At 33.0% G+C, this 26,613-nt stretch carries 28 protein-coding genes and 1 pseudogene; 24 read left to right on the forward strand and 5 right to left on the reverse strand.

Annotation, left to right across the window (positions count from 1 at the left end; translation table 11 throughout):
• The first annotated feature begins 701 nt into the window (after positions 1-701).
• The 8 genes from I5818_RS12035 to erm all read left to right on the forward strand — a co-directional run bounded on the left by I5818_RS12035 (position 702) and on the right by erm (position 8,498).
• On the forward strand, positions 702-1,709 hold the full coding sequence (locus tag I5818_RS12035) for a hypothetical protein (protein ID WP_078110721.1): 1,008 nt from the start codon (positions 702-704) through the stop codon (positions 1,707-1,709).
• A 229-nt stretch (positions 1,710-1,938) separates the two neighbouring features.
• Positions 1,939-2,148 carry a DUF7167 family protein gene (locus I5818_RS12040; RefSeq protein ID WP_078110720.1) on the forward strand — a complete coding sequence of 70 codons (210 nt, stop codon included), beginning with the start codon at positions 1,939-1,941 and terminating at the stop codon, positions 2,146-2,148.
• 492 nt (positions 2,149-2,640) lie between these two features.
• The gene (gene rsgA / locus I5818_RS12045) at positions 2,641-3,696 is read left to right on the forward strand and encodes a ribosome small subunit-dependent GTPase A (RefSeq protein WP_078111415.1); all 1,056 of its coding nucleotides are present in this window, start codon (positions 2,641-2,643) and stop codon (positions 3,694-3,696) included.
• A gap of 38 nt (positions 3,697-3,734) precedes the next feature.
• On the forward strand, positions 3,735-4,724 hold the full coding sequence (locus I5818_RS12050) for a phosphotransferase enzyme family protein (RefSeq protein ID WP_078111416.1): 990 nt from the start codon (positions 3,735-3,737) through the stop codon (positions 4,722-4,724).
• A 422-nt stretch (positions 4,725-5,146) separates the two neighbouring features.
• Positions 5,147-5,344: a UPF0715 family protein gene (locus I5818_RS26445; RefSeq protein ID WP_411818872.1), complete on the forward strand. Its 198-nt coding sequence runs from the start codon at positions 5,147-5,149 to the stop codon at positions 5,342-5,344.
• 218 nt (positions 5,345-5,562) lie between these two features.
• On the forward strand, positions 5,563-5,802 hold the full coding sequence (locus I5818_RS12060; protein WP_411818873.1) for an ASCH domain-containing protein: 240 nt from the start codon (positions 5,563-5,565) through the stop codon (positions 5,800-5,802).
• A 450-nt stretch (positions 5,803-6,252) separates the two neighbouring features.
• Complete coding sequence (gene murI / locus I5818_RS12065; protein WP_058005436.1) at positions 6,253-7,050, forward strand: glutamate racemase; 798 nt, start codon at positions 6,253-6,255, stop codon at positions 7,048-7,050.
• A 614-nt stretch (positions 7,051-7,664) separates the two neighbouring features.
• Positions 7,665-8,498: a 23S ribosomal RNA methyltransferase Erm gene (gene erm, locus I5818_RS12070; protein WP_078111419.1), complete on the forward strand. Its 834-nt coding sequence runs from the start codon at positions 7,665-7,667 to the stop codon at positions 8,496-8,498.
• A 619-nt stretch (positions 8,499-9,117) separates the two neighbouring features.
• On the opposite strand, the gene I5818_RS12075 is transcribed toward erm, so the two are convergent.
• Entirely contained in the window at positions 9,118-9,780 is a 663-nt protein-coding gene (locus tag I5818_RS12075) for a sigma factor-like helix-turn-helix DNA-binding protein (RefSeq protein ID WP_209391911.1), read from the reverse strand.
• 144 nt (positions 9,781-9,924) lie between these two features.
• Here I5818_RS12075 and I5818_RS12080 point away from each other — a divergent pair, with 144 nt between their 5' ends.
• Complete coding sequence (locus I5818_RS12080) at positions 9,925-10,974, forward strand: IS1595 family transposase (protein ID WP_420889504.1); 1,050 nt, start codon at positions 9,925-9,927, stop codon at positions 10,972-10,974.
• Between the two features lie 103 nt (positions 10,975-11,077).
• Positions 11,078-11,680 carry a hypothetical protein gene (locus tag I5818_RS12085; RefSeq protein ID WP_078111150.1) on the forward strand — a complete coding sequence of 201 codons (603 nt, stop codon included), beginning with the start codon at positions 11,078-11,080 and terminating at the stop codon, positions 11,678-11,680.
• A gap of 128 nt (positions 11,681-11,808) precedes the next feature.
• Here I5818_RS12085 and I5818_RS12090 read toward each other — a convergent pair whose 3' ends face one another.
• Both I5818_RS12090 and I5818_RS12095 read right to left on the reverse strand, forming a co-directional pair.
• Complete coding sequence (locus tag I5818_RS12090) at positions 11,809-11,958, reverse strand: RNA polymerase sigma factor (protein ID WP_209391912.1); 150 nt, start codon at positions 11,956-11,958, stop codon at positions 11,809-11,811.
• A 355-nt stretch (positions 11,959-12,313) separates the two neighbouring features.
• On the reverse strand, positions 12,314-13,165 hold the full coding sequence (locus I5818_RS12095; RefSeq protein WP_078110393.1) for an NAD-dependent epimerase/dehydratase family protein: 852 nt from the start codon (positions 13,163-13,165) through the stop codon (positions 12,314-12,316).
• A 626-nt stretch (positions 13,166-13,791) separates the two neighbouring features.
• Here I5818_RS12095 and sigY point away from each other — a divergent pair.
• The 14 genes from sigY (at position 13,792) to I5818_RS12165 (ending at position 25,039) form a co-directional block, all read left to right on the forward strand.
• Positions 13,792-14,322, forward strand: a complete 531-nt coding sequence (gene sigY, locus I5818_RS12100) for an RNA polymerase sigma factor SigY (protein ID WP_078111561.1) — start codon at positions 13,792-13,794, stop codon at positions 14,320-14,322.
• Entirely contained in the window at positions 14,312-14,623 is a 312-nt protein-coding gene (locus I5818_RS12105; protein WP_078111560.1) for a DUF5345 family protein, read from the forward strand. Before sigY ends, I5818_RS12105 begins: the two co-directional genes overlap by 11 nt.
• Positions 14,620-14,844 carry a transcriptional regulator gene (locus tag I5818_RS12110; protein WP_078111559.1) on the forward strand — a complete coding sequence of 75 codons (225 nt, stop codon included), beginning with the start codon at positions 14,620-14,622 and terminating at the stop codon, positions 14,842-14,844. The genes I5818_RS12105 and I5818_RS12110 overlap by 4 nt, the downstream gene beginning before the upstream one ends.
• Positions 14,845-15,039, forward strand: a complete 195-nt coding sequence (locus I5818_RS12115; RefSeq protein WP_078111558.1) for a PLD nuclease N-terminal domain-containing protein — start codon at positions 14,845-14,847, stop codon at positions 15,037-15,039. It begins immediately after the preceding gene.
• Between the two features lies 1 nt (position 15,040).
• Positions 15,041-15,925: an ABC transporter ATP-binding protein gene (locus tag I5818_RS12120; protein ID WP_078111557.1), complete on the forward strand. Its 885-nt coding sequence runs from the start codon at positions 15,041-15,043 to the stop codon at positions 15,923-15,925.
• On the forward strand, positions 15,922-16,695 hold the full coding sequence (locus I5818_RS12125; protein ID WP_209391913.1) for an ABC transporter permease: 774 nt from the start codon (positions 15,922-15,924) through the stop codon (positions 16,693-16,695). Before I5818_RS12120 ends, I5818_RS12125 begins: the two co-directional genes overlap by 4 nt.
• Before the next feature lie 100 nt (positions 16,696-16,795).
• The gene (locus tag I5818_RS12130; protein ID WP_078111333.1) at positions 16,796-17,509 is read left to right on the forward strand and encodes an ABC transporter ATP-binding protein; all 714 of its coding nucleotides are present in this window, start codon (positions 16,796-16,798) and stop codon (positions 17,507-17,509) included.
• Positions 17,502-19,103: a hypothetical protein gene (locus I5818_RS12135; protein WP_209391914.1), complete on the forward strand. Its 1,602-nt coding sequence runs from the start codon at positions 17,502-17,504 to the stop codon at positions 19,101-19,103. The genes I5818_RS12130 and I5818_RS12135 overlap by 8 nt, the downstream gene beginning before the upstream one ends.
• A 410-nt stretch (positions 19,104-19,513) precedes the next feature.
• Entirely contained in the window at positions 19,514-21,088 is a 1,575-nt protein-coding gene (locus I5818_RS12140; RefSeq protein ID WP_209391915.1) for an IS1182 family transposase, read from the forward strand.
• A gap of 590 nt (positions 21,089-21,678) precedes the next feature.
• On the forward strand, positions 21,679-22,122 hold the full coding sequence (locus I5818_RS12145) for a VOC family protein (protein WP_078111196.1): 444 nt from the start codon (positions 21,679-21,681) through the stop codon (positions 22,120-22,122).
• A 504-nt stretch (positions 22,123-22,626) separates the two neighbouring features.
• Positions 22,627-22,947, forward strand: coding sequence for a PadR family transcriptional regulator (locus I5818_RS12150; RefSeq protein WP_071976009.1), 321 nt, complete (start codon positions 22,627-22,629; stop codon positions 22,945-22,947).
• 70 nt (positions 22,948-23,017) lie between these two features.
• A complete protein-coding gene (locus tag I5818_RS12155) occupies positions 23,018-23,359 on the forward strand; it encodes a DUF1048 domain-containing protein (RefSeq protein WP_071976008.1) in 342 nt (113 codons plus the stop codon).
• Between the two features lie 168 nt (positions 23,360-23,527).
• Complete coding sequence (locus I5818_RS12160; RefSeq protein WP_078111195.1) at positions 23,528-24,289, forward strand: ABC transporter ATP-binding protein; 762 nt, start codon at positions 23,528-23,530, stop codon at positions 24,287-24,289.
• Positions 24,290-25,039, forward strand: a complete 750-nt coding sequence (locus I5818_RS12165) for an ABC transporter permease (protein WP_078111194.1) — start codon at positions 24,290-24,292, stop codon at positions 25,037-25,039.
• Positions 25,040-25,441: 402 nt separating this feature from the next.
• Here the strand turns inward: I5818_RS12165 and I5818_RS12170 are convergent, their stop codons facing one another.
• Positions 25,442-26,080 carry a DUF3885 domain-containing protein gene (locus I5818_RS12170; RefSeq protein ID WP_078111193.1) on the reverse strand — a complete coding sequence of 213 codons (639 nt, stop codon included), beginning with the start codon at positions 26,078-26,080 and terminating at the stop codon, positions 25,442-25,444.
• 30 nt (positions 26,081-26,110) lie between these two features.
• A pseudogene (locus I5818_RS12175) lies at positions 26,111-26,461 on the reverse strand (IS1595 family transposase); the annotation flags it as partial.
• Positions 26,462-26,613: the final 152 nt, after the last annotated feature.

The following is a 26,613-nucleotide window of genomic DNA, read 5'->3' on the forward strand; positions in this document are numbered from 1 at the left end:
TGCAACTTAGAACTTTACATTAATAATATGAATATATAGTGATACTTAAATTTTAAAGAGCTGCAATAACTGAGTTTTAGATATTGCAGCTCTTTCACATTTATCAATATTCATGTATTATAGTTAACTATTGGTTTCATCAGAATCGATTTTTATAAAAAAATACAGAAAAACTTACATAGCATACTGATTATGGCTCGAACTTCAAAATCATCTCCGATTAAAAAGTGTAAAACCAGCTTAATCTTAATGGTTGCTTTTATGATAAGGCCTGTAAGGAATGGTTTAATGCCATTGAGTGAAAATTCACCATGTTACTTTGTTGTGTCCCAAAATTTTGTCTCAAATTCAGAATTTTTTTCATACCTCTTAGTGAGGGTATGTGTAACATTGACTTGCTGCAGAACGAGTGCTTTCTATATTGAGGGAGGATAAAGGAAAAAGGACTTCCTAAAAATATATATATAACTTTACAATAATTATTTTTTTGATCAGCTATATTTTAATAATTTCTTTATTAATTCAGGTAGAAAAGATATAATAGCTAGTTCTGTATTAAATCTTCTTATATACAAATTAATCTAAAAATCATTTAACGAAATTAATCTAAAATGTTGTTACTTTTTTAAAGTCTGATGGGATGTTGTTTCATGAAGGATTGACATTTTGACATGTAATTTATCATAAAAGGGGCGAATTAGTTGAAAAATGTAGTATCTAAAACCATTATTATATTAATATCAGTAGTAATTGTTATTGGTGCATCTCTTATTATTGGCGTGAAAACCAATGCTTCTCTTAAAACAAGGTACTATGTATTTCACAAATATGGAATGTTCATAGATATTATCGATAGAGAAGGAGGAAATCGTTTAGAACTTGGATATGATAGGTTCACAGTATCGCCGAAGAACAATAAAAGGTTAACCTTTACTGTATATATAGATTATACCTCAAATAAGATTACTGATACCTATGATCAAGGATTAAAAACATATAAAGAAGAGAAAAAGCTAAATAAAGAAATCTCTTCTCAAATATATAATTTAGGTTTTAAGGATGAATTTAGTAATTACATAGACTTACAATTTGTTGCTGGGGGAGAAAATAACTATAAAAACCTTTTATATTTATCAACTGAAAAACCTATACAATTCAATCCATTTAAAGAAAAAAAACGATACTATCAATTATTGGAAGTTCTCAAGAAAAGTCATGCAAACATACATAAAGTTATTGTTACAGATGCTAATAGTAATTCGTTGCAGTTGGATAAATATATGTTACAGAACGATTTAAATAGTGATGAGTTTTTGACAAGGCTTAAAATAGCAAACTGGGAATTGGCCAGCTATTATTCAAATAAAAAGTGGTCCAAGGAGTTAGATAAAATCAAAAATGAAAGATTTTATTTTGGATCCCAATACGATAAATATGCTTACAATTGCCAGGTCATGAACCAAAAAGCGGAATGCACCACTATTTTAGTTATTGTTACCTATCAAAATGGTGGATTAAACATGAAAAATCCGTATTTGAAAGAAGATTTAAAAACAATTTTTAATTTCTTTGATCACACAATGAAACCCAAACCACGATGGGAAATCTTATTTGTTGAGCCGGATACGCAAAAATCCGTACGATTTTTTGAAAGTGACAGAAATCGATTTAAAAATATTGATGTATTTTTGATGAATTATTTTAAATAACTTAATAACTACTATTTTTTAATTGTTATAAAGGCGTTGGAATTCCACGCCTTTTTTTGCACAATCATTGGTTTGTTAATGTGCAGCATTACGGAAATGATGAAGAATGAAAAAGAGTAAGTTTATTTGAAATTTTATGGGACTATCAGGGCAGATTTGTTAAACAAGAAAGATTAGCGTAAGTTGTTTATTGAAGGAGAATACACTTAAAAGAGGAGAAGATTAATAAATGGGTAAAACAGTTACTTTTTCATTTAATAGTACTAAGTATGAAGGTACAGAGGCGACAGAGACATTCACCTTTGAAAAATTAGGTATTGATGAGGGTATGGATGATAAAGCATTGCAAAAGGTAATAGATGAAATTTTACATGCTTGGGTATGGGATAATCTTAATATTTCTTATAGTATTGTTATAAACAAGGACACAAGCAGATAGTACATATAATACTCTGTAATAAAAGAGAAACTTCTATTAAGATCTGCACGTTATAGAAAGTCTACAGAAGAGAAAAAATTTCTAATAAGTTCAACGAGTTGAAGGTTACATTATGAAGGTTTCTTTCTTTTAAAAATATTTGATATTGGACAAATAAACCTATTGATTTACCAATTATAAAATGGTAAAATTTTCTTACAATTACTGAAGGGAGTGAGATGAAGCAATGACTAATTTAATGAAGATAACCTTGGAAATTATATTTATTGCCTCTCACTCATGCGGATTAAATAAATTGAGTTTATGAACGATTGTTAAAAAGAGCATGATAGTAGAAATAATTGGCTTTGTAAAAGAACGGAATTTACAGCCACAGGGTTATTTTATATACCCTGTGGCTTTTTTTATTATCTATTTTCGTATGTAAATAAAGGATCTTTAAATATAATTTCCAGTTATTTTCGCAAAATTTATAACTGGAGGCAATTTTTAATGGAATTACATTCACAAGGTTGGAATGCTACTTTTGAGGAATGCTTTAAATCTTTTAAACAAAAAGGTCTAAAAGCAGGTAGAGTTATATCCAAAAATAAGGACATTTTTTTAATTACAGTTGAGGAGAAATCACTTACAGCTAAAATAACAGGTAAATTTAGGTTTAAGGCTCAATTCAATAAAGATTTCCCGGCAGTTGGAGATTGGGTCGTGTATGAAAGGAAAGAAAATGATAATCAAGCTCTCATTCATGCTATTTTGCCAAGAGAGAATGCTTATGTAAGGAAGCTTCCTATCTCTGGAGGGAGAAAATTTAAAAAGGGTATGATTGAAGGGGGAAAAACAGAGGAACAAGTGATTGCTTCAAACATTAATACAGCATTTATTGTTATTGGATTAGATAATAATTTTGAAATTCGTCGAGTAGAAAGATTTATGACTTTGGTTTATAACAGTGGAATAGAACCAGTAATTATACTGAACAAAGTAGATTTATGTTTTAAGGTTGAAGAATATATAAACCAAATTAAAGAAGTAGCAGATAAGGTTCCCGTTTATTCTGTAAGTGCTGGAAAAAATGTAAATATGGATGTTTTCTTTAAATACTTAACATGTGGAAAGACAGTAATTTTTCTTGGATCTTCAGGAGTTGGAAAATCAACAATAACTAACTTTTTAGTTGGTGATAGAAAACAAAAAACACAGTCAATTAGTACGTCTACAGGGAAAGGAAAACATACAACAACTAATAGTGAACTTATTTTCCTTCAAACAGGCGGCATAATTATTGATACTCCCGGGGTAAGAGAATTGCAACTTTGGGGAGATGAAGAGGTTCTTGATCAAAGTTTTGAGGAAATCAAACAATTGAGTTACGATTGTAAATTTAACAATTGTCAACACCAGGAAGAACCGGGTTGTGCTATACAAAAAGCAATAAATGATCAAAGGTTAAGTCAAAGCAGATTAAATAGTTTTAAAAAACAGTTAGCAGAATTACAAAAATTAAATACGAGGATAAGAGATTTCAAGAAAAAATCAAACAAAAAATGATGCAATATAATAAAAAGAACAATAGGAGTTGTTTGCTTATGTTGAAATTAAAATATCTTTTTAACAATGTGGATTTAGCAGAAATGTTGTTGAGAAATTGGGAATTTGATAAAGAGTCTCTTGATATGTTCAAATATTACAGAATATCTTCAAATGCTATTTATCCGTTTCAAGCCAAAGGTAAGACACAACTTTTAAGATTCGCTCCAAAAACTGAGAAATACAAAGAAAATATTTTAGCAGAACTAGATTTTATTGCTTACCTTCGTTCCAAGCAATATGGAGTTTTAGAAACGGTTGAATCAAAATCTGGGGAGGAGCTTGTCGAAATACAAACTCCATGGGGCGATTACTTTGCTAGTGTATTTAAACGTGTTGCAGGTGTGCAGATCAACAAAACTGATTTAAGTGATAAAGTTATTTTTAGTTATGGAAAATCATTAGGCAAACTTCATCAGTTATCTAGTAAGTATAAACCCTCTAGTAACAAGCGGTGGTCATATAAAGACGTGTTAAATTGGATTCATACGATTCTAGTTGATTTTCCAGATGAAAAATTGGCTATACAGGAAACTATGTTATTACAAGATTATTTTGACTCAATTCCTATGACAAATAACAATTTTGGACTGATTCATTATGATTTTGAGTATGATAATGTGTTTTATAATGAAAAGTCGAAATCTTGTAATATTATTGATTTTGACGATGCTATGTATCACTGGTATGTGATGGATATCGAGCAATCACTTGATAGTTTGCAAGATTGTATCCCGCCAGAGATGATTCAGCAGAAAAAACAATGCTTTTTGGACGGCTATCGGACAGAATTTGAGATTTCAGAGGATATGATGTTAATAATACCAGCATGTAGGCGGTTTGCTAATTTATATGGGTATGTACGTGTATTAAGATCAGTAGAAGAAAAATGGAACAATGAGCCAGAATGGTTAGTAAGTTTGAGAGAAAACTTAATAGAGGCTATGAAAAATGATTCGTTGTATTTTGGAACGGAAATATACTATTAATACATGTTAACACCTAAAAATGAGAGGAAATGAACAATTCACCCTTTTATAGTTGTGATAGCCCAAAAATGCCAGATTTCCTTATATTTTTTATAGAGAAATCTGGCTTTAAAAATGAGTGCCCTTTAAACAAATGATGCGTTAGATAAATAAGCATATTATGATATGATGGAATAAATTTACTTTATTTGTGAGGGGAGTAGATATGGAGAAAATAAGCCAAAAAGTATCGGCACTAAGCGAAATAATACCGTATTATTTCATTAGTTTATTTTTTTCATGTATTACATTATCTTTGTTTCTCATTTTATATAGTGGCGAACTGGATTGGTTACGGTTATTGCCATTCATAATATATTCAGTCTTTGCTGCAATACTGTATGTTCTTTTTGCAATGCCTTTGCAAATTATTTTAAATAAGCATAACAAGCAAATTTAGTGTATTGTTTCTTTTATTTTATATTTTACTTTCGTTCGTAGGAGTATATCTATTTTGTATGGTATTAAACACTCAACCAATAGAGTTTGTTAAAACTAAATATTATTATGTTATAAGTGTCGCAGCAGCAGTCTTTTATTGGTTTTGGGATTCTGTTTTTTTACAAAAAAGCTTTTATTAGATAATTGTTGACAGAGATTATGAAGATTAGTCATGGTAGTTTCCTTGTTCCGCTAAAGGAGCAGTTATGTACATTAAGAAGATATCATTGTGTGTAAAAAATAATGAAAGGGGAAGTAAATTGGAACATCAAATGAGATTATACAGTGAATATTTTAACTCTATTAAAAAGGGGAAAAGCAGGTAGAGGTTCGGCTGAATGATGAGAAGAGAAGGAAAATCAATGTTGGGGATACTATTGTTTTCATTAAGGTTCCTGAACAAAATGAAACGATAAAAGTTCAAGTCACTGAACTTAGAAAATACGATACATTTAAAGATATGTATACGGATATACCTTTTAAAGATTTTGATTGTGAAGGATGGTCTATGGAAGAAATGGTGAACGGAACCTATGAAATTTATACTCCAGAACAAGAAAGAGAGTGGGGAACGTTAGCGATTACAATTAAATACTAAGCTGATTTTACTTAACTAACGGATGCATGAGTTAAAGATCTAGCTGCCATTTTGGTGGCTTTTTTTTGGTTAAAAGGGGTAGGTTAGTTGAACAATAGATCCCAAAAAAAAGTCTGTGTTTTCATTGGTTGTACATATTTTAATTTCAATTGCTATTGGACTCTTCGTTTCACTCACTGATGGCTTCACTAAAATCAATGGGGTAATTATGGGTGTAATACTATTTATTTGTGGTCTTATTCCAATAGTTTATATCTATAATCTGCGAACAAAACGGATATAATTTCAATTTTTCTTCAAGAGGTAATACTTGTTCAGTAGTAATGTCTTTTCCTATGGAACCAAAGTGGCAGAGTGAAATTTAGTTCATAAGAATTAAGGTATGTCTAACAATAAAATGGTATGATTAATAAGTGATTCATAGCATTAATTAGGAGAAGAGTGAAAATAGTGAGAATAGGTTTTTTTGATTCTGGAATAGGTGGAATTACTGTCCTTCATCAAGCATTGAGGTTTTTACCGAATGAAGATTATATATTTTATGCAGATACCTTACACGTTCCATATGGTGAAAAACCAAAAGAAGAGGTAAGAGAATATATTTTTAATGCCGTTGACTTTATGGCTAATCAAGGTATCAAAGCATTAGTCATTGCTTGTAATACTGCAACTAGTATTGCAGTGGATGATCTTCGTAAAAAGTATGATTTTCCAATTTTGGGCATAGAACCAGCTGTAAAACCGGCTGTTGAAAACTGTGAGGGAAAACGAAAAAAGGTATTAGTATTGGCAACTAGTTTGACTCTCAAAGAGGAAAAGTTTCATAACCTTGTGAAAAGGATTGACCGTCATGATATTGTTGAAAGTCTACCTCTTCCTGGTCTTGTAGAATTCGCTGAGAATTTTGAATTTAAGGAAGAAAAAGTTGTACCATATTTAAAAGAAAAACTATCCTCGTTTGATTTAAAGCAATTTGGAACGGTTGTTCTTGGATGTACCCATTTCCCATATTTTGAAAATAGTATAAAGAAAATATTTCCTAAAGATGTGGATATTATTTCTGGAAGTATTGGAACTGCAAAGAACTTAAAACGAGTTCTTGAGGCAAACAATCAAATGAATGATGGTACAGGAGATATTAAGTTTTTTAAATCTGGATATGAAGTTGAGGATAAAGAAACTTTATCTGCTTATAATGAGTTGTTGGTATTGTTAGACAGGATGAGTTCTATAACAACGCTTGTTTAAATCAAATAGATTAAACTGTTTCGATATCTTATTTAGAAATAAGTTTGTGAATTTTGTACTTAAACAAACGGTTGCGTTAATCGAGATGAACTCCCCCCAAAATGTTAGATTCGTTCTACTATTTAGGATGGAGTTCAGAAAGATTAACGCTTTTTAAGCTGAATTTTTTAGACTGATGGTGTTGTGAAAAAATGCAATTAAACAGAATTTTATTATTATTGATTTTTTAAGTGCAATGCTTTATATTTAAATTACTAAATAAGGAGGGTTATAAAAATGCCAGCTTCAATAAGACTACGTTTCCGTGCTTTGAACAAGTAATTTAATATGTTCAAAGGCTCTGTTACCAAATACAGAGTAAACGGGAGTAGTCTGCCCATTTTTAATAACCTTCATCGGATTAGAATATATCTTTCATGAAGCTAGGCAGACTTAGTCTGCCTTCTTTTTATATTAATAGGAAGGTTTATTTCAGCATTCACACATTCTCTTCAATTTAAAAGGGATTCATCTTTTGGGTACCTACCGTTTACTTTTTAGACACAGACGCCACGTCTGTGTCTTTTTTTTGGTAATTAATGATCGTTATTAACAAGTGAAGGGAACGATTTTTAATGACAAAAAAATCCAATAAATATAAATATAGTAATTTCAACAATGGAGAGCCGCCTAATTTTAGCGGGCAACATCTCATACACAATAAAAAATTATTAACTGATATTGTTAAGACAGCTAAAATATCCAATAAACATCTTGTTTTAGAGCTAGGGGCAGGGAAAGGAGCATTAACAACTGTTTTGAATGAGAAAGCCAGAAAAGTATGGGCAATCGAGTTTGATTCAAGGTTTATAAAAAAATTAGAATCATTAGGGTTGCAAAATACAATAGTGATTCAAAAGGACATATTGAAAATAAAGTTACCTCGTGAGCCGTTTGTAGTTGTTTCTAATATTCCATTTGCCATTACAACTGATATTATGAAAATGCTTCTAAATGATCCCAAAAATAGTATTCAAAGCGCGGTAATTATAATGGAAAAAGGAGCCGCCAAACGATTTACATCTAAATCCGTCAAAGATTGGTATGTGATGGCATGGAGAATGTGGTTTGACATAAGAATCGAAAGGGGAATTTTTAAAGATCATTTTTCTCCACCACCAAGAGTGGATACAGCAATGGTTTCCATTGTGAGAAAGAAGGAATCGCTAATTTCTTATAAATATGCGAAAACGTTGCACTCGCTATTAGCGTACGGATTAAAATACCCAACTGTGCCTATTAATGATTTCTTAAGGAGTATTTTTACAGCACCACAAGCGAAAAAAGTTAGGGCTGCAATCAAAGTTGCACCAGAGAACACCGTGAAAAGTCTTAATGAAAAACATTGGGCAATAATATGCAATACAATGGTCCAATATGTACCTCCTCATTTTTGGCCGAAAAAATAAGGAATTTAAAATTAGTTGGCTTTTCAAATAAGGTTCTTTTCTTAAACATTGTTGCTATTTAAGTAAATTTTTAATAAATAACTCTCGGCTGAAGACTGTTACAACTTTTATTTCACTAAGAAAAGAGCTACAAACTTATCGCTTAAAAGGTGGCAGTTGGGCTATTACAAATGCAACAAACTATATGAAGACAGCCTTAATTAAAATTTAGAACTTAAATATTGTTGACTTTGATTTAAGCCAAGAAGATATGGTGAAAATCGCTACCTGAGATATGAAAGAAAGCTTATTCTTTTATCATAGGATCATGTGAAGGTGAAATGGATCGGTACTCGTAAACTTGATATTTAATATTCTTACTCACATAAGTATTTTTGTTTTATTAAAATGTTGAATCCTTGAAAAGCGTGTGTAATCTGCACACGCTTTTTACATATAAAAAAAGTAAGTGAAAAAATGTATCTAAACAAAAGGGGCTTTCTTTTAATAAGGGTTGCTTTTTTCTTATTCTAGTAAAGATGCAGTTTAATATCATATATACAGACAACTCTTTGAAAAGAACATTCGGTAACATCACCTCATACTTAAACAGGATTACGTTTTAACTTATCTGGATTTACTATATAGAATATTTATTTATCGATTGGGTTGGTGAATCCCAGTTAAAACAAAAGGCGCCCGTAATTTTTCTATTTTCAGTGACTACGATACCTAATTGATTATTTATTTTAGCTACATTAGCATTTTTTCCGGAGAAAAATTTCTTTGAAATCCCTGTAATAAGTGCCAACACTCGTTTTTTACTTTTGATAACATTGATTGCTGACCTTACCTTTCCACCTCCATCAGCAGTGAAAAGTACATCATTAGATAACAAATTGGTTAATTTTTGAATAACCCCGTTATTTAATGCCATTATAAATTGATCTATAAAATATTTCTGTAGATTGATAGTCAAGTCTTTTTCACTTTTTATTCCTATTTTAATTTGTGCTCTACTTAATATTTTACGGCTATTAACTGTAGAAGTTTTTAGAATATCGGCAATTTCACCATGTCTAAGCCCTAGGGCATTTCGTAGTACGTAGGCTATCCTTTCTCTAGGTGAAAGGTTCTCCATAAGAACCAAATATGAATAGCTTAATTGATCCGACTGAATTAGATTCTCTACGGGTTCACCATTGAATTTTTGTAGTAAAGGCTCAGGTAACCAAGGTCCGATATATGCTTCTTTCTTTTTTCTACTTGATTTCAGTTCGTTTTTGCAGCGATTAACAAACATTTTGTTTATATAAGCCCTCATATTCGTAATTTTTTTATCTTTGTTTTCAAGTTCTTTAATTTTAGGCTCTGTTAAACTTTGTTGTTGTTATTTGCCTAATCAGAACAAACGCTCTATAGTGGAGTCATCAAATATGAGTTGGTAATGATTGTGAAAGCAACTGATATCCTTAAAGCGATTCAAAAACTTAATCCAGCGGAAAAACATCGGTTACGGGAATATTTAATCGATGCTCTTACTGCCTCATCGTCCACAAGAACGGTACTGGAAGAGATCTCGGAACGTAAAAATAAGGATGGCTATCGGTGTCCTAATTGCGAGTCAGAACATATTGTGCGGTTTGGGAAATACTCCACTATCGTAGATGGGGAAGAAGTGAAGAAGCAGCGTTATCGCTGCAAGGCTTGTAGAATGACTTTCACTGACTTCACCAATACGGCATTATATCGAACCCGTCATCTCAATCGTTGGATGAAGTTTATTGAATGTATGATAGAAGGTTATTCACTTCGCAAATCAGCAGAGTTGATTGGTGACATTACTCACGTCACTTTGTTCTATTGGAGGCACAAGCTCCTAACAGCGTTAAAACAAATGGAAATCACAAATTTCCAAGGTATCGTTGAAATGGACGAGACCTATTTCCTGTACTCTGAAAAAGGACAAAGAAAGATTAAAGATAGAAAGCCACGCAAACGTGGCGGTTCCGCAAAGAAACGTGGCATAAGCAAGGAGCAGGTATGTGTATTGGTCGCAAGAGACCGCGACAAGGTGACCTTTTCAGAAACTTTAGGAATGGGACGATTGACAAAAGAGCAATTGGACAAAGCCATCGGGCATAAACTTTCCAATAGAAACGTCTTATGTACCGATGCTTGGCGTGCCTTTAAAACCTATGCCACTGAAAAGGATATATCCATTTACCAGTTTAAGTCTGACGGTAAAATTCGCACCAAGGGTCTATATCACATCCAGAACGTCAACAACTACCACCGAAGACTGAAAGGTTGGATACAACGCTTTAACGGCGTGGCGACCGAGTATCTTAACAATTACCTTGCGTGGTTTCAAGTGTTAGAAAGCATCAATCATCAGCGAAATGAAGTCACAATGAACGATATGATAATAAAAGGGAATTTAATTCCAAATATAGAAACATATGATACACTTAGATTATCTAGGTTTACTGTATAAAGGTTATTTTTTTTATTCAACTGACGGGGAATGTTAGTACAACAAGACTTACATTACCAAATTTCGCTAAAATAAACCTATTATTATATTGGGGGAGAAAAATATGAAACGAATGCCATTTGAACCACCAACAGAACACTATGACGAGCATATAGAAGCAATTGATGAACAAATTTGCAATTTAATCAAGAAACGGAAAGAGCTTTCAAAAAATAATCCTGGCTTTCCAACTAGACAACTTATAGCTGATTGGTCTATAAAATATAATTTTTATGAGGATTTTCTAAATAGTGTTTTTGGACATCTCTTAAATGAAGAGATATATAAACCAGTTATAGAGCCAAAAGGATTTCTGAAAAATATCCCAATATTAAAGTCATTTGAGAAAGATGATGTGTTTTATTCGGTAACATATGTAGGTCAATATGAAAATGCCAGTGTTGTTCATTTTAATATTGATAGAGAAGATGTTGATGATGAAATGCCCAGAAGTTTTCGAGAGCCTACCTTTTTTAACCTTTCCATAGAAGGTAATGAAGTTGATTATGAATGCCGAATTGAAGGAGGTGGCGGTTCAAGAGGGCATATATCCTATACTTTCATCGTATCACCAGCTTTACCCGACGATTTTTCCGAACTAAAATTAGTCTTTAAACAATGTAAGGTACCATTTCAAAAACCAACGGGTTTTGAATTTGTAATTTAATGGGACAAGATTCACTTAATTTACCCGTATCCCTATTGAACTATCAGTTGCGTTAGTTCAATAAGACAATAAAATCAAACAGAACCTCCAATTTTATGGAAGTTCTGTTTTTTCTATAAATATCAACATTAAACATTAACAGAGCCTAATGTTAAAAAAGTATCTTGAACAATATCTTCAGCATCTGTCATTGAACCAAGTAAACAGTACGCTATCCAAAGACAATAATCTTTATATTCTTTATATAATACTTCTATATTGAATTGACTGATTAACATGACTATCCCTTCCATCTGAAACGTTATAACCGTGGTATTGTCATTTTCTATATACATCTTATATGTTTTGAATTTTCTTCTTTCATTTTTCTACAAAATTAATGATTAGCATGAGCGATAGGTCATCTTTGGAAAAAGTAAGAATAAGGTTAAGCTCAAAAAATGTTTCACCTACATTTTTAGTCATTTATTAAAAAAAGTACGGTTAGATCCTATATTAATAGAACAAGAATAAACGTTATAAAACAAGAAGTAAAAAGTCAGGTTAGAAAATAAAAATCATATTTTATATTTATTATTATAAATATTGCCTTTTTATTATGTTCAACGTATTATCTACTTTCTATATACAATATTAATGTAACATGTCGAATCCTTTAGTCCATGAAGCATACATAGGCTCCCAGCCATATTGTTTTTTTGCTTTATTATTTGATGCACCCCGTTCCCAGGAATTATGTATGTCTTTAATATAAGGGAGGGGCGCCCCAATCAATCTAGCAAAATAGGGAAGCCATACCGTGCCTTTTACAGGTTCATCATCTACAATGTTTATAGTTCCTGATGGCCAATTTAAAGCTGATACGGCTGCTTTCGCTGCATCTTTTACATGGATAAAGGATGTGATCCCATTTGTTGCGTATAACTCCTGTTTATGCAATTGTTTAGCAATTTTACCGTTTCTCGAATACCACGTTCCAGGACCATAGAATGTACCATAGCGAAGTATAATGAACTCAGGCATTTCTTTTACTTTTTCCTCTAAAGCAATGACACCATCAATCGTTTTTTTACGTGGTAATGGGGCATTAATATCTAATGGTGTTTCTTCAGTAGCTAGTGTATTTCCAGGTTCATATGCCCATGAAATACTTTGGGCCACCATTTTTTTCACTCCAACGTGATTAGCTGCATCAACGAGGTTTCGTGTTCCCTCTTTCCTTATTTTTGAATTATCGTCTATATCGCCACTATTTAGTGCGGTGAGTTGATGCATAACAACATCAGGTTGAGTTTCAATTAATGCTGCATAAACACTATCGCGATCAAACGCATCTGCAATTACTGGTTTAACTCCTATCTCTTCCATTGCTTTAACATGCTTTTTTGATCGAATCATCCCAAATACATCATGCCCTTCTTGTAGTAAAAAGGGAATCACCATTTTTCCAATTACACCTGTGGAGCCAGCAAGCAATATCTTCATAAATAAACCCCCTGAATATAATGAATACAAGAATATGATCTCTATTATAAGACAACTAAGCTTTAGGATTTGTGACACAAATTAAAGAAAAAATATAAAAATTTTTATGCATAACATAAGAGAAGGTTGATTCTAGGTTATCTAGAGTTGAAGATCCAGATAGGATCTGCATCTCTTTTTTTATTCAGTTGAAGAGCAAGTTGATGGAATAATTATACAATTATCAGAGGTGCTTTTTGTTATGCAACTTTCGCGAGGTTGGTTTGAATAGAAAAATATATTTCTAAATTATTCCATTAATAAATTAAAATGAAACCGATGAATTAAGCTTATCAAAGGCTGCTTTCGTAATTGTTTGTTGCTTTTGTAAAAGCAACTGCCGGCTTTTACACGCAATAAAGGATTCAACGATTCTTATAGAGTCAGCAGCTCTTTTCTCAGTGTAATGAAAGGTGTAGCAGTCTTATGCTTCGTTAAAACTTTACTTAAATAGCAACAATATTTGAGAAAAGAGTCTTATCAAAAATGAATATTATATGAGCAAAGTAAAAAAAAAATAAAAATAAAATGAACGTTTTTTCTTTGAGAATCGTACTATAGGTAGTTCAACAAAAAGGAGGTTCATAATGAATGATAAACTTATAGATAGGGCAAAATCTGGCGACGAAGAAGCTTTTGTTGAACTATTTCAAACACATTATTCTTTTTTTTATAAATACATTATCAAAATGACTTTTGATCCGGTAGTAGCTGAGGATATAATGCAAGAAACTATGTTGAAAAGCTATTTGAATATTCAAAAGTATGATGGTTCTAGTAATTGGACTAGTTGGATAATTACAATTGCAACTAGGATCTATATTGATTATTTGAGAAAAAAGAAAAGAGAGAGATGGTTACTTAAAAAGACAAAAGAGAATTATTCAGATTTATTACGATGGCAATTATTGCATTCTGGCTATGAATACGATGACATAATGGATATTATTCATAAGTTAGATGCCAATCATCGGATACCCTTATTATTAAAACATTATTATGGATTCAGGTATGATGAGATAGCAGAAATGTTAGGGATAAAGGAAGGAACAGTTAAATCTAGGGTTCATAAAAGTATATTAATTGTAAGAAAGGGGTTGCAAGTGAGTGGAAAATGAAGAAGAAAAAATAATAAAACAAGCATTTGAGAGAATAGATGATTTTTACGATGTTACATCGCCAAACCACATGACACTTACAGTTTTATTGAAGGATAAAAAAGAAGAATATAAAAAAAAGCAGAGAAAAGAATTGATAACATTTATATTTGTCGCTGTTGCATCGGTAATATTAGTAGCACTCTTAATAATGAAGGTACCAATCGTTTATTTTATTATTCAGGTACTAAGTATTGGTATTGCAATAATATACACATACTTTGGAAGAAAGAATCACTTTAAAGAGGGTCATAATCTATGAATGTTAAGTTTTTAGAGTTACCATTTCATATGCAGATTGTTTTTTGGATTGTCATAATAACCATATTATTAAGCCAAAGCATATTTATTTTTCTATCTGCAAGAAAAAGAGAGAAGAATGCATGGTTTTGGGGATTTATTGGTTTATTAAATTTTCCAACAGGAATGATTCTTTATTATCTTTGTGTAGTGTATCCCGATAAAAAAAAGGAGAGAAAATAAGTGGACAAATCATTATTGTTCCAGGTGCTATTACCTATTATCATTTTACAACTTATATTAATGATTACTGCACTTTCGAGTCTAGTTAAACAGCAAAATACTAAAGGTTCTAAATGGTTATGGGCAGTTATTATAATTTTCGTAAATTTATTAGGTCCTGTAATTTACTTTGTATTTGGACGAAAGGATAGATAATATGAGTATTTATGTGAAAAACATCACAAAAAGTTTTCAAAATCGAAACGTTTTACAAGACGTTAGTTTTAAAATAGAAAAAGGAAGATGCGTTGCTTTAATTGGTCCAAATGGAGCAGGTAAAACAACTCTTTTGAACATTTTGGTGGGCTTATTAGACTCTGATCAAGGCGAGATATCCTACCAAAAAACTAAGGATTGGAAAAAAGAAATTGGTTTTCTTCCTCAAATCCCCAGCTTTTATAATTGGATGACAGCTAAAGAGTTTTTATTATTTATGGGTAAAGTATCTCAAATAGATACTTTACAATTAAAATCAAAGGTGGCAGATGTATTAGAATCTACTGGTCTAACTGATGATAGAAATAGAAAAATTCAAGGTTTTTCTGGTGGGATGAAACAAAGACTTGGTCTCGCTCAAGCTTTGTTACATGAACCTTCATTACTTTTCCTAGATGAACCAGTATCAGCACTTGATCCAGTTGGCAGACGTGATTTTATGAATATATTATCAAGTATAAAGGAAAAGACAACTATAGTGTATTCTACACATATTTTACACGATGCAGAGGAAATTAGTGATAACGTTTTGTTTTTGAAACAGGGTTCCATTATCGCACAGGGAATGTTAGAGCAATTTATTTCCCAAACATCTAAAACCTATACTTTAAAGATCTCAAATGATTTTCCATATGATTTAAGTACTTGTAGCTTTATTAAATCTGTAAAAATGCTTGATGCTAAATCTGCTAGTCTAACTTTTCAGAATGAGGGAAGTAAGGAAGAACTACTACAATGGTGTCTTATACATCATCTTGATATTATCGAATTTAAAAAAGAGAAGCTAACATTGGAAAGTGTGTTTATGGAGGAGGTAAAGAAATGAAGATAACTTCAGTATTAATAAAAAAGGAATTAGTCGGATTATGGAAAAGTAAAAAAATTATTTATATACCAGTTGTTTTTATGCTTTACATGGTTATACAGCCAATTACTAATTATTTTATGGTAGATATATTAAAAATGGGTGGTGGACTACCTGATGGGGCTATATTTTCCATGCCTGAATTAACAGGTGGGGAAATTATGGGAGCTGTTTTGTCACAACTCAATACTCTTGGTGTTTTGCTAATCATCATTACGGTAATGGGAGCTATTAATGATGAAAGGAAAAATGGTTCTCTAAGCATTTTACTTGTCCGTCCTGTTTCTTTATACTCGTTGATTGCTAGTAAACTAGTTTCAAACAGTTTTTTATTGATATTTTCATTTATTTCTGGATATTTATTATCCTTATTTTACACAACTACTTTATTTGATGTAGTTTCATGGAATTTGGTATTAAAGAGTGCACTTTTATATTGCATGTATATCCTTTTTATTGTTTCCTGTGTGGTGTGTACAAGTGCATTATTGACTAGTAATGGAGCAATATCAATAGTTAACGTTTTTATTATAGGAGGGTTATCTATTGTTAGCGGATGGTTTGTTGACACATTAAAGTATAGTCCTACTAATTTAAGTACTTATGCAGTATCAGTTGTTAGTGGTGAAAGAAATCTAGATGGCTTATGGGGGTGTGTAATAGTAACACTCATAGTAATGTTAATTTTATATTTTATATCAGCAGTGGCAGTAAAAAAAGTAGCTAACTAAAAATTATAAATAAAGGACAGTATTCAAAAGCAATTTGAAAAGTTAATAAAGTCAATTTGGTAGGTGAATTATTAGAATCAGAAACTGGAGGATTATAAATATGCTGAAAATTAGTAATTTTTCAAAGAGATACAAAAACGGGAAAAAGGTAGTAGAAAATCTATCTTTAGATGTAGAAAAGGGTGATTTATATGGTTTTATCGGGCACAATGGAGCAGGAAAAACAACAACTATTAAAGCAATTGTTGGAATTCTTGATTTTGAAGAAGGTGAAATTAGAATTGATAATCATTCTATTAAAAACGAACCTTTAATATGTAAAAAAATGCTTGCTTACATTCCTGATAATCCGGATTTATATGAACATTTATCAGGTATTCAATACATTAATTTTATTGGCGACATTTTTGGTGTCAGTCAATCTCAAAGGGATAGATTAATAGGTAAGTATGCGAATGAATTTGAAATTATGGATCGATTAGGGGATATAATTTCTACTTATTCACACGGTATGAAACAGAAGCTTGCTATCATATCAGCTCTAATACACGAACCAAAATTACTAATTTTAGATGAGCCTTTTGTCGGTTTAGATCCCAAAGCTGCACACACTTTAAAAGGAATTATGAAAGATTTTTGTAAGAGTGGAGGTTCGATTTTCTTCTCAACACATGTTCTTGAGGTAGCAGAAAAGTTATGTAATAAAATTGCTATTCTTAAAGAAGGGAAGTTATTAACTAGTGGGGAAATCTCAAAGGTTAAGGGAAGTAGTAGCTTAGAAGACGTATTTTTGGAGTTGGTCAATCATGAGTAAAATATGGTATTTACTGAAAGTACAATTACTTCAGTTCTTTGGTATTAATAAAGCTATTCATGAAAAGAATCCAAAACAAAAACGAAAATGGATAGCTATTTTAATCGGTGTGATTATAGGAATTGTATACTTGTTTGTTGTGTCATTTACATATAGCAATATATTAGCATCAGTTTTTGAGAAAGTCGATAAGATGGAACTTCTTCTAACATTGATGATGGCAGTATCTAGCTTCACAACTTTAGTACTTACTATGTATAAGGCAAATGGTATCTTATTTGGATTTAAAGATTATGATTTGTTGATGGCCCTTCCGATGAAAACTAGTTTGGTAGTAGCAAGTAGAGTGCTATTGTTGAATATATTGAACGGGGCAATATCAATAATAATAATGGTTCCTGCTTGCATTGTATACGCCATGAAGGTAGTACCGGATATTACTTTTTATATGTTATTTATTATAACCTTGTTTTTTATACCTCTAGTGCCAATTGTCGTAGCAACATGTATTGGTTCAGTTGTAATGATGATTTCGGCTAGATTCAAATATGCAAACCTTTTAAATCTTGTTATAACATTTACTCTATTGGTCCTATTGATAGGTGGATTAATGAATATTGGCACTGGTATAGGAGATATAACTAGTAATATAAGTGTAGGGTTTGTGGAGAAGGTATATGACATTTATCCACTAACAAAAATGTATTCAGAAGTAATTCGTCAAAATAATTTCCTTTATTTCATTTCATTTATTGGTATATCAATTGTTTCTTTTCTACTATATATAACAATAATTGGAGTAAAATTTAAAAGTATTAATACTAATCTTATGACAAAGAGACGAAATGGTCGCTTTCAAATGACTAAACAAACTCAGTCATCTCCATTTATAGCGTTATATAGAAAAGAATTGAAACGTTATTTCACTACTTCAATTTATGTGTTGAATACTGGAATTGGGATCGTGTTTTATACAGTACTAACTTTTGGATTGTTATTTATAGAGACAGATAAAATTACAGAAATGATTAAAATATCCCAAGTTTCAACAGATTTGAATAAGTTATTACCATTGGTTGTTTCGATTTTTATTGTCATGACATGTACTACTATGAGTTCAATCTCTTTAGAAGGTAAAAACCTTTGGATCTTACAGTCATCACCAATACCTGTACCAATCATATGTTTCAGCAAAATTGCTGTAAATCTAACCATTACAATACCAGCTATATTTGTTAACAATATATTGATTCTACTTGTATTTCAAATGAGTTTTATTGAAAGTATAATGCTTTTTGTTCTTCCAATATCTTATGCATTATATATTGCATTTATGGGGATTGTTGTAAACTTAAGATTTCCGAATTTTGACTGGATGAATGAAGTTACGGTTGTAAAGCAAAGCGTGGCATCATTAATTGCAATAATTGCTGGGTTAATTAGTGTTATTATTCCCTTTGCAATAATAATGACAGTGACTAATATAAATCAGACATTGTTTTTGGTTTGTTGCTGTTTGGTGTTGCTTATACTATGTATGTTTATGTATGGGTATATGAAAAAGAAGGGTGAATTGATTTTTAAGAATAGTTAAATGATTTACATTTCTATTGCTGATTGCTGAATAAAAATGTAAAGCAGCTATTGTTAAAGAAACAATTGGTAATATATGCTCTTTTTAATGTTTTCCTTCAAAATTTTTCTGAGAAAGTGCTGAAATCTCTCTAAGAATTGCTAGAATTCTTTATTGAGAGTAAAAAACGGCAGTTGGGCTTTTACCAAAAGCTACAAACTATACGTAAACAGCCTTTAGCTAACAGTTTAGATTATTGAAATAGGAGTAAAAAGAGGCTGGGACAAAACCCACCTCTGAGATGAAAAAGCCGGTGAAATTTTACGACAAGTAAAATTTCACCGGCTTTGATTATTTTTTTAACAAAAATAAGGACCACTTCTGATAAAATTAAGTCACCACAACAAAATTATACAGAAAGAAGGATCCTTATGTTTAAAAATTATACCATGAATCAATTAGTTTTGCCTTTAGATTTAGAAGTAAAATTACAAAAAAATGATATTGCCTTTCATATCCATCATCTAGTTGAAAGTATTCCTCATGAAGTTTTCGAACCATTTCTGCGAAATGAGGGCTGTCCTGCTTATCATCCACGCATGATGCTTAAAATTATTTTATGTGCCTACACCCAATCTGTCTTTTCAGGGCGAAAAATTGAAGCTCTATTAAAAGACAGTATCCGGATGATGTGGCTAGCTCAAGGGTATGAACCAAGCTACCGTACAATCAATCGATTCCGTGTTCATTCAGATGTGAAAGAATTAATTCGCCAATGTTTCGTCCAATTTCGTTGCCAATTAATCGAGGAAAAACTAATCGATCAAGAAGCAATTTTTATTGATGGTACAAAGATTGAAGCAAATGCGAATAAATTTACGTTTGTCTGGAAGAAATCGATTGAGAAATATCATCACAGTTTAATTGAAAGGTCAAACCAGCTATATAACGAGCTACTTGAGAACGAAATTATACCTGAAATTGAACGGGAAGGTGATGAACAATTATCATTGAAAGAGCTCGCTCAATTGGTAGGAAAAGTGGACAATGTCGTAGCTGAGTATGATAAACAAATTGAGGAATCATCAGACGTTCCAGAACGAAAAGCTTTAAGAAGTGAACGCAAATACCCGAAACAAGTGCGTAAACAGTTGATTGATTTTGTCTTACGAAAACAAAAATATCAACGAGACTTTGAAATCTTAGGCACACGTAATAGCTATTCCAAAACAGATCTGGACGCGACATTTATGCGAATGAAAGATGATTATATGCAAAACGGACAATTGAAAGCTGGTTACAATGTACAAATCGCAACAGAAGGGCAATACACGCTTGCCTATAGTTTATTTTCAAACCCAACAGATACACGTACGTTAATTCCATTTCTTGATGAAATCCAGAACCATTATTTCGTGTTACCGAAACATATTGTCGCAGATGCAGGTTATGGTAGTGAACAAAACTATAATGATATCCTTTCGAACAGAAAACGAGAAGCACTGATTACGTATAATCTGTATTTGAAGGAGCAAAAGAAAAAGTACAAACAAAACCCATTGAATCCCGACAACTGGCAGTATTGTGAAGAAACAGATACATATATATGCCCTAACCAGAAACGTCTTGAATTTCACTATCATTCTGTCCGTACTGATCGTACGGGATTCCAACGAAGGTTCAAGATCTACGAGTGTGAGGACTGTTCGGGATGTCCATTCCGTTCATCATGTACAAAAGCGAAAGAAGGCAACAATCGAAAACTAATGGTGAATGAACAATGGGAACAACAAAAAGTATATGTGAGAGCGAAGCTTTCAGAAGAGAAAACGAGCTCCATCTATCGAAAACGCAAAATCGATGTGGAACCAGTTTTTGGATTCTTGAAGGCTAATTTACGTTTCACTCGATTTTCTGTACGAGGAAAATCGAAGGTAGAAAATGAAATGGGACTCGCATTAATGGCCGTGAATTTAAGAAAATTCACGGCCAAACAACTACGGTAATAGAAGAATTAACACACAAAAATAGAAAAAGTTGAATTTGAGTTCGCTCAAATTCAACTTTTTCACTATTTGAAGCTAGTTATGTCCCAGCCTCTTTAGAATTATCCTATACGTTCGCTATTTTTAACTTTTTGCTAAGGTTCTATTAGAACAACTGCTTATTCTAGCCAAAACCCCTGAACTAAACTCAGTGATTTTCATTTCGTAGGGGGAGAGTAACAACTCCTAAACTTGTTTACCACAGTATTTCATCTAAATTAAATAATTTTTTATTTGAGCACTACATTGTTTAATTCCAATTTCTTCTCCAAATTTAACCTAAAGTTTATTTGCTGGTTTTCTTGCTTTAGGGAACTCTTCTGGTTTTTCCAACAAGCACATTTAGTTTTAGAAAATCATTAAAAGTTTCTATGAAGAGTTATAGATTCACAGAGGTTCTTCAGATTTTAATTGAATTAAATGGCAGTTCAACTAATTTGGCTAGTGAATGTCGAATAACAATTACAAAACCTAGGAGGAAATTATTGAAGTATATAGAAATTATTGATCAATTGGCGAAATAGTCAAAAAATTAATAGAGGTGAGAAAAGGTGGAACAAAAACAACAAATTAAAGGGAAATTAGGGAAAACCATTCAAGTACGATTAGTCTCCGATTTAAAAAAATCTCAGGAATACTACCGTGATGTATTAGGATGTAAAATTGATGGTTGGGGGCACGCAGAACGAGACGGAATGATTATCATTCTTCAACAGTCAAACTCCCCAGAAGATGTACGACCAAACGCTGTATCCAAAAAGCGTTTAGATTATCCTACAGATTGGGAAGGGCCTGATTTTGGATGGGACACGTATATTCATGTTAGTTGGGATGACCAGGACACTCTAGTTGAAGAAGTTCGAGGAAAAGGGGGAGAGATTGCAGTCGAGCCATTTATAGGTGCACACGGCAATTGGGAGTTTAAAAATGCCTGTATAAAAGACCCCGATGGATACAATATCGTATTAGGTTCAATGCGAGAAATTCAGCAATAATCTTAAATTCGATTACACATATCTAAAAAATAAATCATATATCTTGTTCAACTAGAGGGGGGACATGTATGTAACAACAGACGTAGTTGCAACACCTCCTTTTTTTATCGATCAAACTGGGCAGGTTAAAGCCTATTGAAACAATCTTCATTGTTTGATGACATGATTCAACCGCAAAGTATAAGGCGCCAATTCTAAAATTCTTCCATTACTGGACGAAGGAATAAAGGTGATTTTAAGCTATGTAAATGTTTTTCAACACATTTGTACGACTTATTTGCATAGATACAGTATTGATTTGTGATGATGTTGCATAGCCATCCATATAGGTATCAAACTATTTTTAAGAAATATTGTTGACATCCTTGCTACTCGGTGATACGATGTACTTGTAATTAGTAATACTGAATAGTGAAAATTTTACAAAGCTATTCAGTAAAAAAATTTGCTTCAGTACTATGTGGTACTGAATATAAGTCAGACTAAATAGAGGTGGCATCGAGCATGGAAAATTTAACTGAAATGCTGAAGGGTTCGCTGGAAGGCTGCGTCTTAGAAATCATCAGCCGCCAAGAAACCTATGGCTACGAGATTACCCGCCGCCTGAACGATCTTGGGTTTACCGAAGTCGTGGAAGGGACGGTCTACACTATCCTCGTACGATTAGAAAAGAAAAAACTTGTGAACATTGAAAAGAAGCCGTCAGATATGGGGCCGCCCCGCAAGTTTTACACGCTTAATGAGGCTGGACGCAAGGAACTTGAATTGTTTTGGGAAAAATGGGATTTTGTATCATCAAAAATTAATGTCTTGAAGTCTACCTAGCTTCATAAGATATTCCATCCGATATTTTTGGTGTGTCTTGTTTAGCTTTATAAAAAAGGAGGAAAATAACATGATGGAAATGTTCAAAAAAATGATAGGTGATAAAAAGGAATACAAGATGATGATGGCACGTGTTGAAGCCATGCCAGAGGACTATCAGTATGTATTTAAGAAAATTCAAAACTATATGTGGAAATTCACAGCGGGCAACGGGATGGATATGTTACAAATACAGTATGAATTAATTGATTTGTTCGAAGCAGGTGCAGCCGAAGGCAGACAAGTGCTGGAAATTACGGGAGATGATGTGGCGTCCTTTGCTGATGAGCTAGTGGCAAATGCAAAAACCTACTTTGCCAAGTATCGTGAAGATTTGAATGAGAGTATCTTGAAGCGCTTGGGAAAAAAATAAACTCATAAATAATACCGACTGAATAGCTGGTTATAAATGTGAATTGCCACCTTCGTTATTCAGTTATATTTTTCATTCAGTACTAAGTAATACAGAATATCAGTGAGACTAAGTAGATAGTAAAGTAATCTACGCTCAAAAGGTACTTTTTAAGAGGAGGAGATAAGTATGGGCAATGTAGCGATTTCTGTAAAAGCGTTAAAAAAATCCTTTAAAGATAAAGAAGTTTTAAAGGGGGTGGATTTTGAGGTGCGGCCTGGCGAAATTTTCGCTCTGCTTGGCTCAAATGGAGCGGGTAAGACGACGACGGTCAACATCCTCTCGACACTGTTGAAGCCTGATTGTGGTGAAGTAAGTATTTGCGGATATAACGTTCAGCGTCAACCGGATCAGGTTCGCCAGAGCATTAGCTTAACAGGGCAGTTCGCAGCTTTAGATGGCATGCTTACTGGTCGGGAAAACCTGATGATGATCGCCAAATTGCGAGGAGTTGCCAACGCCGCACAAGTTGCAGACAGTCTTCTTGAAAGATTCAGCATGACGGATACGGCCAATCGCCGGGTGGAGCAATATTCAGGTGGGATGAAGCGTCGTATTGACATTGCCATGAGCCTGATCGGAAAGCCAGCAGTCATTTTTCTCGACGAACCGACGACAGGTCTTGATCCCGAAGCACGGATTGAAGTCTGGGATACCGTCAAGGAACTTGCCAACGGAGGCACAACCATCTTGCTGACGACCCAGTATCTGGAGGAAGCGGAACAATTGGCGGATCGTATCGCAATTCTGCATGATGGAAAAATTATCACGACCGGTACCCTTACCGAACTCAAAGAAATGTTTCCGCCAGCGAAAGTAGAGTTCATTGAAAAGCAGCCGACATTGGAGGAAATTTTCCTTGCAATCATCGGCAAAAAGGAGGAAATGTAAATGAAAAGCAAAACAGGGGTATTACTAGGACGTTTAATGCGCAATATCATGCGGAGCCCGGATACAATTATCACGGTGGCGATTACACCGATTATGATGATGCTGCTGTTTGTCTACGTATTTGGTGGCGCCATAAAGTCAGGCGCGGACAACTACGTCAATTATCTATTGCCAGGAATTTTGTTGATGGCTATCGCTTCCGGCGTCGCATATACGTCCCTACGGTTGTTTACGGATGTAAAGAGTGGACTGATGGCACGTTTCATTACTATGCCAATTAAGCGCTCGTCGGTATTATGGGCTCACGTGTTAACTTCGCTTGTTTCCAATGCACTTACAGTCGTGGTGGTTATCCTCGTCGCACTCTTGATGGGCTTCCGTTCGAACGCTGATATTCTGCATTGGCTCGCGGTAGCTGGAATACTTGGGCTATTTACACTAGCTCTAACGTGGCTGGCTGTCATTCCCGGATTGAAAGCGAAGTCTATGGAAGGAGCGACAGCCTATTCGTACCCGCTAATTTTTCTACCGTTTATCAGTTCGGCCTTTGTCCCCACCGAAACTATGCCTAAAATTGTCCGTGCATTCGCTGAGAATCAGCCAGTGACTTCAATCGTGAATGCGATTCGAGCTCTCTTATATAAAGGGGATGTTGGCAATGATATCTGGATCGCGCTTACTTGGTGCGTTGGCATCATGGTTATCGCCTACTTTTTCGCTAGCAAGCAATTTAAACGCCAGTTAGGGTAAACTGCACTATTTTGTTGAGCTAGATCAATAATCAACTGATGAATCATTATCCCGACGTGTGGTTTGCCAGTCATGCTGTAGAAGACAGTGGGGTGTTCTCTTTCGCGGAAGGAAAATATAACCCAAATAATTGACAGTATAAGAGTAAATGACGAAGCCAAACTGCTTTAATGAATGAACTATGGATTACATATCAGTTGGGATGTGATTCATAGTTTTTTCAATTGTTAACTAGATTTTGACAAGTATTCTATAAGCAGATCATCCGTCCATTCTTTAGATGGATTATTAAACTTTTTCTCATGATAAATATAATCAGGGATGCTTTTTTTGTTTTTCGAATAGTTCTGTTAAATTATAAAAATGGGAGCCGCTTATTTAAGACGTTTCCCCATATAAAATTCAATTAAATACTTTTTCAATCTTAGGTCTGTCATAGTCTAAAATCCAGTCATTGTACCTGCTATAAACATCTCTTATTGTGGCGGATGAAGTGGCCAACAAATCACAACCTCTATCATCGTAAACGTGAAAGATGGTTTTTCTATTGATATTAATGAAGTATACCCTGTGGAAAATTCTCGGTTCCAAACCCATGTCTTGATTGCAAATTGCTTTTAGCAATGAAACATATTTAAAATCGGATGTTTTGCATTTTAGAGTAAATCTGTGAGTTTTATACGTGCCTTCTTCATCATCTTCTGGAAAAATATAAGGCAGTTCTTGATATTTTAAACTAAACAATAATGGTTTCTTAACATAGAGGCGAAAATTCTTTAACTGATGCTTTAGGTTTTTCCCTTTAACAAAATCATTGACATCTATCACTACAAAAATATCTTCTGTTGGAGAATGTACGGATTCAAATAAAGTAATCGCCCTTTTATAACACCTCAATATATAGGGGTTGTTTGGATAATCATAATCCCTTTTCCACTCTACACCAAGTTCAAAACGAATCCCAATATCCCAACTATAAAATAAAGGTGGTCTAAGCTCTAAATTGGGGTAATTTTTGTGCATAAACTCATTTAACTGCATTTTAACACCTCATAGTCACTATTTATTGGTTCAACTGACCCAAAATTTGGACTCCCGTAAACTATCATAAATCACTGTCCTTTCTAATACAAATGATGTTAGCAAAAATTCTTTAATGTGTTGTTTTGTCCTATCATTACTACGACTTTCTATAAACAAGAACCAAGCAAGGTAATTGTCTAGATATTTAGTAGCGGCACCTTTAAAACGGTCAAGCCATTTTGTCATTCGAGAATGAAAGTTGTTCCCATTTTAAATATAATAAAAGCCTTTAAAACGTACTTCCCATCTTCTGACTTGATTTCGGTAATGATCTAATCCTTTTTCTTTGACATAGGTTTTGTAGGCTCTCCAAGCGTCAGTTACAAGTACATTGTCGGAATAAAAAAAGAAGGTTTTTATTATATAAAAAGGATTTGTCTTTGGAAATAAACGATATTAATTAGTATTTAATTGAAAAATACAATTAAAATATTCTTATTATTTAGATATCTAGCAACTTACTGTAAAATTATATTAGAGGAGTGTGATAC

Source organism: Heyndrickxia oleronia, from assembly GCF_017809215.1.
Taxonomy (GTDB): domain Bacteria; phylum Bacillota; class Bacilli; order Bacillales; family Bacillaceae_C; genus Heyndrickxia; species Heyndrickxia oleronia.